9 protein-coding genes are annotated in these 8626 nt (G+C 68.6%); 7 read left to right on the forward strand and 2 right to left on the reverse strand.

All coding sequences use genetic code 11. From position 1 onward, the window contains the following. Positions 1-71: 71 nt before the first annotated feature. Positions 72-782, reverse strand: a complete 711-nt coding sequence (gene phoU / locus DW307_RS00085) for a phosphate signaling complex protein PhoU (protein WP_021199093.1) — start codon at positions 780-782, stop codon at positions 72-74. A 216-nt stretch (positions 783-998) separates the two neighbouring features. Between phoU and DW307_RS00090 the strand changes: the two genes are divergently transcribed. Both DW307_RS00090 and DW307_RS00095 read left to right on the forward strand, forming a co-directional pair. After that, positions 999-2222: a sensor histidine kinase gene (locus tag DW307_RS00090; protein ID WP_029267224.1), complete on the forward strand. Its 1224-nt coding sequence runs from the start codon at positions 999-1001 to the stop codon at positions 2220-2222. Further along, positions 2219-2902 carry a response regulator transcription factor gene (locus DW307_RS00095; RefSeq protein ID WP_021199091.1) on the forward strand — a complete coding sequence of 228 codons (684 nt, stop codon included), beginning with the start codon at positions 2219-2221 and terminating at the stop codon, positions 2900-2902. The genes DW307_RS00090 and DW307_RS00095 overlap by 4 nt, the downstream gene beginning before the upstream one ends. 70 nt (positions 2903-2972) lie before the next feature. Here DW307_RS00095 and DW307_RS00100 read toward each other — a convergent pair whose 3' ends face one another. Next, a complete protein-coding gene (locus DW307_RS00100) occupies positions 2973-3506 on the reverse strand; it encodes a restriction endonuclease subunit M (protein ID WP_029267222.1) in 534 nt (177 codons plus the stop codon). Positions 3507-3643: 137 nt separating this feature from the next. Between DW307_RS00100 and DW307_RS00105 the strand changes: the two genes are divergently transcribed. The 5 genes from DW307_RS00105 to DW307_RS00125 all read left to right on the forward strand — a co-directional run bounded on the left by DW307_RS00105 (position 3644) and on the right by DW307_RS00125 (position 8565). After that, positions 3644-4126 carry a CarD family transcriptional regulator gene (locus tag DW307_RS00105; protein ID WP_017201416.1) on the forward strand — a complete coding sequence of 161 codons (483 nt, stop codon included), beginning with the start codon at positions 3644-3646 and terminating at the stop codon, positions 4124-4126. A 69-nt stretch (positions 4127-4195) separates the two neighbouring features. Then, positions 4196-5392 carry a 2-C-methyl-D-erythritol 4-phosphate cytidylyltransferase gene (gene ispD, locus DW307_RS00110; RefSeq protein WP_029267220.1) on the forward strand — a complete coding sequence of 399 codons (1197 nt, stop codon included), beginning with the start codon at positions 4196-4198 and terminating at the stop codon, positions 5390-5392. Between the two features lie 103 nt (positions 5393-5495). Continuing rightward, positions 5496-6896, forward strand: coding sequence for a cysteine--tRNA ligase (cysS, locus tag DW307_RS00115; RefSeq protein WP_136023618.1), 1401 nt, complete (start codon positions 5496-5498; stop codon positions 6894-6896). Beyond that, the gene (gene rlmB, locus DW307_RS00120; protein ID WP_136023619.1) at positions 6889-7902 is read left to right on the forward strand and encodes a 23S rRNA (guanosine(2251)-2'-O)-methyltransferase RlmB; all 1014 of its coding nucleotides are present in this window, start codon (positions 6889-6891) and stop codon (positions 7900-7902) included. Before cysS ends, rlmB begins: the two co-directional genes overlap by 8 nt. Positions 7903-7923: 21 nt before the next feature. Beyond that, a complete protein-coding gene (locus tag DW307_RS00125; RefSeq protein ID WP_021199086.1) occupies positions 7924-8565 on the forward strand; it encodes an NAD(P)-dependent oxidoreductase in 642 nt (213 codons plus the stop codon). The last annotated feature ends 61 nt before the right edge of the window (positions 8566-8626 follow it).

The following is an 8626-nucleotide window of genomic DNA, read 5'->3' on the forward strand; positions in this document are numbered from 1 at the left end:
AGCTTCCGCTCGAAACGCCGAAGCCCCCGATGCATATGCATCGGGGGCTTCGGCGTTTCTCGATGTGCGGGTCAGGCGTGGCCGAACTCCTGCTGGCCCAGCTCCTGCTGCTCGACGGCGAGGGGGATGTCCTCCTCCTCGACGGCCCAATCGCCCGTGGCGAGGTAGACGACCTTCTTCGCGACGGCCACCGCGTGGTCCGCGAAGCGCTCGTGGTAGCGGCTGGCGAGCGTGGCATCGACGGTCGCCGTGGCCTCGCCCTTCCAGTTGTCGCTGAGCACCTTCTCGAAGACGGTGGCGTGCAGCTCGTCGACGTCGTCGTCCGCGTTGCGGATGGCGTCGGCGAAGCGCAGGTCCTGGGTGCGCAGCAGCTCGGAGAGCGTGCGGGCGACCTCGACGTCGAGCTCGCCCATCTTCACGAAGGTGCCCTTGAGGCCCTTCGGGATGGCGCGCTCGGGGAAGCGGAGACGGGCGAGCTGGGCGATGTGCTCCGACATGTCGCCCATGCGCTCGAGCGAGGCGCTCACGCGCAGAGCCGTGACCACGATGCGCAGGTCGCGGGCGACCGGCTGCTGGCGGGCGAGGATCTCGATGGCCTGCTCGTCGAGGGCGACGGCCAGCTCGTCGATCTTCGCGTCGTCGGCGATGACCTCCTCGGCCAGGGCCACGTCGCTCGTCGCGAACGCCCTGGTGGCCTTGTCGATCGAGACCGTGACGAGGTCGGCGATCTCGACGAGACGATTCTGAAGGTCCTCGAGGGACTGGTGGAAGACTTCGCGCATGTTGGGGCGCAACCTTTCATTCGGATCTCGGCTGTGTCAGCGCGAGACGGCGGGTCGTCCGCACGAGAGCAGGTCTGTGCTCCCGCACAAGCCCGAAGCGATTGTCTGCTTCGAAGGTTAACGAACGGTGCCCAGCACGTGAATAGTACTTCTCCTGTTCCCGCCAGGGCGCGGAAACCCGCCGGACGGACGGTGAACGCACTCTACGCTTGTGTCATGACCTTGCCGCAGCTCGCGCTGTCTTCGCTCGCCATCGGGCTGGTGATCGGCGTCGGCCTCTCCCTCCTCGTGGTGTGGGCATACCGTGCACGGGCGCGGGTGCAGGAGGAGACGTCGCTGGCGATCCCGGCCGGCATCACCGACGTCCTGCACAGCATGGACGATGCCGCGGCGATCGTCGACACCTCCGGCCTCGTGCTGGCTTCCTCGCAGGCCGCGACGCGTTTCGGCATCGAGGTCGGCTCGACGCTCGACCACCAGGAGCTCCGCCAACTGGTGCGCGGCGTCCGGGAAGCGGGCGGCTCCGTCACCGAGTCGATGCGCATCACACGTGGGGGACTGAGTCTCGACCCCCGTCTGGTCTCGGCCCGTGCCAGCGTCATCGGCACACGTCTGGTGCTGCTGATCATCCGCGACGTCACCGAGCAGGAGCGACTCGACCAGATGCGTCGCGACTTCGTGGCGAACACCAGTCACGAGCTGAAGACCCCCGTGGGCGCCGTGAGCCTTCTCGCCGAGGCCATCGAGTCGGCGGCCGACGATCCCGCGCAGGTGCGCATCTTCGCCGCACGCATCTCCGCCGAGGCCGGAAGACTCGGGCAGCTCACCGGGCGCATCATGAGCCTGTCCCGGCTGCAGGCCGAGGACGGCCTGACGAAGGTCGGTCCCGTCGCGATCGACGAGGTGATCGCCTCCTCGATCGAGGCCCATGTCGTGCAGGCGGATTCCGCCGGCGTCGAGCTCGCCAGGGGAGGCGACCGCGGGGTGTTCGTGCGCGGCGACGCGCAGATCCTGATCGAGGCGGTCGGCAACCTGATCGCCAACGCGATCGTGTACTCGCCCCGCGGCTCCCGCGTCGGAGTCGGCGTGCGGGCGGAGGCGGGCGTGGTCGAGATCGCCGTGTCCGACCAGGGCATCGGTATCGCCGAAGCCGATCGCGAGCGCATCTTCGAACGGTTCTACCGTGCGGATGAAGCCCGCTCCCGGCGCACCGGGGGTACCGGTCTCGGGCTCTCCATCGTCAAGCACGCGACGCAGCGGCACGGCGGAGAGGTGCGGCTGTGGTCCCGTCCGGGCCGGGGCTCCACGTTCACGATCCGTCTTCCCCGGATCGACGCCCCCGACAACCTCGACGCGGGCAAGAAGAGCAAGAAGAAGCGTGCGCGCAAGGCGGCCAAGGCCGCGTCGTCCGCGCGCGTTCGAAACGGAGAGAGAGCATGACCCGAATCCTTCTCGTCGAAGACGAGCCCGACCTCGCCGACCCGCTCGCGTACCTGCTCCGGCGTGAGGGTTACGAGGTGGAGATCGCCGAGGACGGCCCCGGCGCTCTCGCGGCTTTCCGGGAGCGCGGTGCCGACATCGTGCTGCTCGACCTCATGCTTCCGGGGATGCCGGGCACCGAGGTGTGCCGACAGATCCGGTCCACCTCGGCCGTGCCCATCATCATGCTCACGGCGAAGGACTCCGAGGTGGACATCGTCGTGGGCCTCGAGCTCGGCGCCGACGACTACATCACGAAGCCCTACTCGTCCCGCGAGCTGCTCGCACGCATGCGTGCCGTGCTGCGTCGGGTCGTGCAGGCCGAGGGTGAGCTCGACGAGCGCGTGCTCGACGGCGGGCGGGTCTCGCTCGACATCGACCGGCACACCGTCTCCGTCGCCGGCGCGCAGATCAACATGCCGCTGAAGGAGTTCGAGCTGCTCGAGGTCCTGATGCGCAACTCCGGACGCGTCCTGACCCGCGGACAGCTCATCGACCGGGTCTGGGGGAGCGACTACTTCGGCGACACCAAGACCCTCGACGTGCACATCAAGCGCATCCGCTCGCGCATCGAGGAGAACCCGAGCGAGCCGGTCATGCTCGTCACCGTGCGAGGTCTGGGGTATCGCTTCGAAGGCTGATCCTCAGACGGAACGGAGAAGAGGCCGGCACCCTGCGGGGGTGCCGGCCTCTTCTCGATGCGGTGACGCGTCAGTTCGCGGGCGCCGGAGCTGCCGTGTCGGTCGGCAGGGGCGTCGGGCGAGGGGTCGACTCCTTCTCGGAGGGGACCAGGTCTGCGTAGTACGGGAGAGTGCCGTCGAGTACGGGCACCTCGGTCTTGACGCCGGTGGAGTCTCCGGACTGGAAGTGCATCTCCACCGTGGCGCCGGGCTTGGTGTCGAGGCCGACGATGCGCAGCGGCTCCTCATCCGCGCCCAGGCTCACCGTGCCCCCTGCGGGGACGGTGACGACGAGCGGATCCAGGCCCTCGACGGTGATCGTCAGGGTCGCCTTCTCCTCGGTGGGGTTCACGATGGCGGCGACGAAGTTTCCGGTCGACCCGTCTTCGGTGGCAACCACGAGGGCGTTGCGCACGTCGATCGGGCCGTCGGCGTCGGACACGTTCACTCCGTCGGACGCGGCGTACTCGGTCTTGGTGGACTGCGGGGTGATGAACGTGCACCCGGTCGCACCGAGCAGAACGAGGGCGCTGAGGGCTGCAGACGCAACAAGGCGCGATTTCACGGGTCCTCCTGAGGTCCGGCGGGGATATCCGCATCCATTCTATGCGTAAGTCGTGAGGGCTCCTGCGGCACCGGAGGCGCGAACCTTAGCGCATGACCCCTGTGGTATCCTTGAGGTTGCCGAAAGGACACGTTTTTATGCTTTTTGAGGTTGGCGAGACCGTCGTCTATCCCCACCATGGCGCTGCGACCATCATCGAGGTCAAAGAGCGCATCATCAAGGGTGAGGCGAAGAAATACCTGAAGCTCAACGTCACCCAGGGCGATCTCATCATTGAGGTCCCCGCGGAGAATGTCGACCTGGTCGGCGTTCGTGACGTCATCGGCAAGGAAGGCCTCGATCATGTTTTCGAGGTGCTGCGAGCACCCTTCACAGAAGAGCCCACGAACTGGTCGCGTCGGTACAAGGCGAACCTCGAGAAGCTCGCCTCCGGCGATGTGATCAAGGTGAGCGAAGTCGTTCGCGACCTGTGGCGTCGTGACCAGGACCGCGGACTCTCCGCGGGTGAGAAGCGGATGCTGGCGAAGGCTCGTCAGATCCTCATCTCCGAGCTGGCGCTCGCCGAGAAGACCGACGAGGACAAGGCGGGCGCACTGCTCGACGAGGTCCTCGCGTCCTGAGCTGTTCCACGACGAAAGGCGGGTGCTTCGGCATCCGCCTTTCGTCGTCTTCGCCGGTAACGTGATGCTGTGACCATCCTCCCCGTCCCGCGTACCGCGATCATCGTCGTCGCCGCCGGCTCAGGCACGCGTCTGGGCGCACGCGCCCCGAAGGCCTTCGTCGGTATCGATGCCCGTCCCATCCTTCGCCATGCGCTCGACGGCGTCTTCGCCGCGGCCCCGGCTCAGGTCATCGTGGTCGCCCCGGAAGGGTGGGAGGGCGACGCCGAGACAGAGCTTCGAGAGGCCGCCGGCGAACGGGCCGACCTCGGGCGTGTGGTCGTGGGCGGTGCGACCAGACAGCAGTCGGTCGCGGCGGGTCTCGCCGCGCTCTGGGGTGACGTCGAGACGGTGCTGGTGCACGATGCGGCGCGCGCGCTCACCCCTCCGATGCAGATCGATGCGGTCGCCGCGTCGGTGACGGCAGATGTCGGCGTGATCCCGGCGCTGCCCGTCGTCGACACCCTCAAGAAGGTCGTGGACGGTGTCGTCGTCGCCGCCGTCGACCGTTCCGAACTCGCCGCGGCGCAGACGCCGCAGGGGTTCCCGAGGACGCTGCTCGAGTCCGCGTACGCCGCGGCACGCGACGGTGGCACCGAGTACACCGACGATGCGGCGCTGTTCGCTGCGGCGGGTCATCCCGTGCGGTACATCGGAGGCTCCGAGCGGGCTTTCAAGATCACCACCCCGGCCGACCTGGAGCGCGCCCGGCATCTGCTCGGTACGAGAGCCGCAGCATCCGGCATCCCCCGCGTGGGCATCGGGACGGATGTCCACGCTTTCGGCGGCGAAGGGAACCTGTGGCTCGCCGGGCTCGAATGGGAGGGGGAGCAGCCGCTGTCCGGTCATTCGGACGGAGACGCCGTCGCCCACGCGATGGTCGACGCGCTCCTCGGGGCCGCGGGTCTCGGCGACATCGGGGAGCACTTCGGCACCTCGCACCCTGAGTACGCCGGTGCGCACGCCGACGTCTTCCTCGCCCGCACCCGCGAGCTCCTCGCTGGAGCCGGATTCGACATCGGCAACGTCTCGGTGCAGTTCCAGGGCAATCGGCCGCGTTTCAGCCCTCGACGGGCAGAGGCCGAGGGCGTTCTGTCCGCTGTCCTCGGCGCCCCGGTGACGGTGACCGCGACGACGACGGACGGGCTCGGATTCCCCGGGCGGGGCGAGGGTATCGCAGTGACGGCCATCGCGTCGGTGATCCCCACCGGTCCCAGAGAAGGCTGACGATCAGGGGAGGAGGCCTCCCGGTCGGTCGCCGAACGTCACATCGGACAGCGAATAACGCTGCAGGGGCTGGCGCTCAGCGGTCGCCGAGTAGGCTTGAGCGGTGACAGTCCGCCTCTACGACACCCGCGCGCAGCAGCTGCGCGACTTCGTGCCTCTCGATCCCGAGAACATCACGATGTACGTGTGTGGACCCACGGTGCAGTCGGGGCCCCACATCGGGCACGTGCGGGCCGCTCTGAGCTTCGATCTGCTGCGCCGCTGGCTGGAGTACCGCCACGGTCGGGTCACGTTCGTGCGCAACGTCACCGACATCGACGACAAGGTGCTCGCCAACGCGACGGCCTCCGAGCCGTGGTGGGCATTGGCGTACCGGATGGAGCAGGAGTTCACCGCAGCGTACGCGGGTATCGGCATCCTGCCGCCCACCTACGAACCTCGGGCCACGGCTTCCGTGCCGCAGATGCAGGAACTCATCGCGCTCCTGATCGAACGCGGCCACGCCTACCCGGCACCCGACGGCTCCGGCGATGTGTACTTCGACGTGCGCTCGTGGGCGGAGTACGGGGCGCTCACCCATCAGTCTCTCGACGCCATGGAGGCCGCAGAGGATGCGGACCCTCGGGGCAAGCGCAACCCCCAGGACTTCGCGCTCTGGAAGGGCAGCAAGCCCGAAGAGCCGGCCGATGCGACCTGGGCGTCGCCGTGGGGATCCGGGCGGCCCGGATGGCACATCGAATGCTCCGCGATGTCGAAGCGCTATCTCGGCGCCGAGTTCGACATCCATGGGGGAGGGCTCGACCTGCGCTTCCCGCACCACGAGAACGAGCTCGCACAGTCGACGGCAGCAGGTGACGGCTTCGCGCGCTACTGGGTGCACAACGGGCTCGTGACCGTCGACGGGCAGAAGATGTCGAAGTCGTTGGGGAACTTCACGTTGGCGGCCGATGTGCTGGCCGCGCACGATCCACTGGTGGTGCGGTACGCACTCGCCGCCGCCCACTACCGGTCGAGCCTCGACCTCGGCGACTCGTCGTGGGCCGAGGCCGAGGCGGCTCTCAACCGGATCAGCACGTTCCAGCAACGCGCCGCACGTGTTGCCGGAGAGGGCATCGGGTTCTTCCTGTCGCAGAACCTCCCCGCCGCGTTCGCAGCGGCGATGGATGATGACCTCGGCGTGCCCCAGGCGCTCGCGGTGCTGCACGAGACGGTGCGTGCGGGAAACGCAGCGCTGGACGCGGGGGAGGACACCGCCGCGCTCGACGCGCTGCGTGCCGTGCTGGCGATGACTTCCGTCCTCGGCCTCACGCCCACTTCCGATGCGAAGACCGGCGCTTCGGAATCCGCTCTGGACGCCCTCGTCCAGACGATGATCACCCAGCGCGCCCAAGCACGCGCTGACAAGGACTGGGCGGCGGCGGATCGCATCCGAGATGCGATCGCCGCCGCAGGAATCACGCTGGAGGACACTCCGGCCGGAACTCATTGGAGTATCGATGGCTAAGCCAGGGCGCCCCGGCGCGAGCAAGGGAAACAAGAAGGGCCCGACCAAGGGCACCGGCGGACTCGGGCGCAAGGCGCTCGAGGGGCGGGGACCGACGCCGAAAGCGGAGGACCGCGCCTGGCATCCCGCGGGCAAGCGCAAGGCCGCAGCCGAGCGCTACGCGGCAGCCACGGGCGGCAAGGGACGTCCCGGCGGCGGTCGGCCGGGCTCCGGTGGCGGGGGGAACCGTGCGCCGAAGGCCAAGGCGGGCGACGACACCGAGAATGTCACGGGTCGCAACTCGGTCCTCGAGGCACTGCGGGCGAAGATTCCGGCGACGGCGTTCTACATCGCGCAGCGCGTCGAGATGGACGACCGCGTGAAGGAGATGCTCTCGATCGCCACGCATCGGGGCATCCCCGTGATGGAGGTCACGCGTCCGGAGCTCGACCGTATGGCCGGGTTCGACGGCGTGCACCAGGGCGTCGCGATCAAGGTGCCGCCGTACGAGTACGCGCACCCGCAGGATCTGCTTGAGCAGGTCATCGACCGCGGAGAGGTCCCCCTGTTCGTCGCCCTCGACGGCATCACCGACCCCCGCAACCTGGGCGCCATCATCCGTTCCACCGCGGCGTTCGGCGGGCAGGGCGTCATCCTTCCCCAGCGTCGCTCGGCCGGCGTCAACTCGGCGGCTTGGAAGACCAGCGCCGGAGCCGTCGCCCGCACCCCCGTGGCGCTGGCGACCAACCTCACCACGCAGCTCAAGGAGTTCAAGAAGCAGGGCGTGTTCGTGCTCGGTCTCGACGGTGACGGCGACGTGTCGCTCCCCGAGCTGCAGCTCGCCGATCGTCCCGTCGTGATCGTGGTCGGCTCGGAGGGCAAGGGACTGTCGCGCCTGGTGTCCGAGACCTGCGACCAGATCGTCTCGATTCCGATCTCCGCGGCCACCGAGTCGCTGAACGCCGGTATCGCGACATCCGTCGCCCTGTACCAGGTCGCGTCGCTCCGCGCCGCGAAGAAGATCTAGACGTCCGAGGGAAGGCTGACCATGGCTCGCATCATCGTGATCGGAGGGACCGGGTACGCCGGTCGCCACATCGTCACGGAGGCGGTGAGTCGTGGCCACGCCGTCATCGCGATCTCGCGTTCGGAACCGACCGATCCGGTGGCCGGAGCCGCCTACCTGCAGGGCTCCGCGCTCGACCTGGCGCCCCTCGCGGACGCGTTCGTCGGTGCGGATGCCGTGGTGTCGGCGCTCTCTCCGCGCGGCGACATGGAAGACCGTGCGCTCGAGGCGCTGTCGAACGTCGTCGAGCAGATCGCCGGTACGGCGACCCGTCTCGGCGTGGTCGGCGGTGCCGGAGGAAGCCTGGTGGCGCCCGGAGGCCCGCGTCTGTTCGATCAGGACTTCCCCGAGGAGTACAAGCACGAGGCGCAGGTCGGGATCGACTCGCTCGCGCTCCTCGAGGCGACCGACGCGGGACTGGACTGGTTCTTCATCCATCCGGCTGAGGTGTTCGGTCCTTGGGCGGAGGGCGAGCGTACCGGCCGCTATCGCGACGGGGGCGATGTGATCGTCCGCGATGCCGAAGGCAAATCGTACATCTCCGGGGCCGATTTCGCCGTCGCCGTGGTCGACGAGATCGAGCAGGGCAACCACCACCGCGAGCGTTTCACCGTCGGCTACTGACCCCCACGCTCCGCCCACTCTCTCTCTCTCCCCCCCCCCCCCCCCCCCCCCGCCCCCCCCC

It is taken from the genome of Microbacterium sp. K27, assembly GCF_004794435.1.
Lineage (GTDB): Bacteria > Actinomycetota > Actinomycetes > Actinomycetales > Microbacteriaceae > Microbacterium > Microbacterium maritypicum_A.